At 69.4% G+C, this 1,413-nt stretch carries 1 protein-coding gene; it reads left to right on the forward strand.

Annotation, left to right across the window (positions count from 1 at the left end):
• Positions 1 to 251 precede the first annotated feature (251 nt).
• Positions 252 to 1,413: IS110 family RNA-guided transposase (locus ACFO60_RS40760; protein WP_380852896.1), on the forward strand; the 1,162-nt coding region annotated here is incomplete at its 3' end.

The following is a 1,413-nucleotide window of genomic DNA, read 5'->3' on the forward strand; positions in this document are numbered from 1 at the left end:
TCCTAATCAGTGTTAGCGAGTCGCCTTGCGGCAGACTCGGTGTTGGTAGCCGTCCGGTGGGTGAGCACTTGCGTGTCCTGGACTTCGAGTCCTGCCGAAAGACAGTGCCCCCGCTGGTTGGCCGGGAGAGTTGATCGCTGCTGGGATGTCGTTGCCCGCTGACTGCGTCGGCGTGAGCACTGCTTGATCAGGTCGCTGAGGGTTCTCCCGCCGGCTGCTGCTTGTGATCGTTTTCTGGTTGGGGAGAGCTGTTGCGACTGTTCATTGGAGATGACCGGGCCGAGGCGCATCACGATGTGGAGGTGATGGACGCCTCCGGGCGCCGGTTGGCCAAGGCCCGGCTGCCCGAAGGCGTGGCGGGGATGGCCAGGCTGCACGCGATGATCGCCGAGCAGATCGGTGAGGCCGCCGATGAGGACGTGGAAGTCCTGGTCGGGATCGAGACCGATCGGGGCCCGTGGGTATCGGCGCTGGTCGCGGCCGGTTACACGGTGTTCGCGGTCAACCCGTTGCAGGCCGCCCGCTACCGGGAACGGCTGGGCACCTCGGGCGCCAAGAGCGACGCGGCCGACGCGCACATGCTGGCCGACATGGTCCGCACCGACTCCCACCAGCTGCGACCGATCGCCGGTGACAGCGCGCGGGCCGAGGCGATCAAGGTCGTCGCCCGCACCCACAAGACGCTGATCTGGGAGAGGACCCGGGCCGGGCAGCGGCTGCGGCACGCGCTGCGCGACTACTTCCCCGCCGCCTTGACGGCATTCGAGGACCTGGACACCACCGAGGCGCTGGAGTTGCTGGCCAAGGCCCCGGACCCGGCCTCGGCGGCGAAGCTGACGATCGGGCAGATCAGCGCGGCCCTCAAGCGAGCCCGCCGCCGCGGTGACCTCACCGCACGTGCCACCGAGATCCAGACGGCGCTGCGCGCGGCGCACCTGGGCCAGCCCGAGGTGGTCACCGCGGCCTACGCGGCCTCTGTCAGGGCGCTGGTCGCGGTCCTGGCCGTCATCGGCGAGCAGGTCAAGACTTTGCAGGGGCAGGTGGAGGCGTGTTTTGGCCGGCACCCGGCCGCTGAGATCATCGTCTCCCAGCCCGGGCTGGGACCGATCCTCGGCGCCCGGGTGCTTGCAGAGTTCGGCGACGACCGCGACCGCTACGCCAGCGCCAAGGCCCGCAAGAACTACGCCGGAACCAGCCCCATCACCCGGGCCTCGGGAAGGAAGAGAAGTGTCCTGGCCCGGTTCGTGCACAACGACCGGCTCCTCGACGCCCTGATGACCCAGGCCTCGGTGGCATTGCGTGTCTCGCCCGGCGCCCGCGCCTACTACGACAGGCAACGCGCCCGCGGAGTCGGCTACAACACCGCCCTGCGCCAACTCGCCAACCGACTCGTCGGTATCCTGCACGGCTGCC

Source organism: Sphaerisporangium dianthi, from assembly GCF_042654065.1.
GTDB lineage: Bacteria > Actinomycetota > Actinomycetes > Streptosporangiales > Streptosporangiaceae > Sphaerisporangium > Sphaerisporangium dianthi.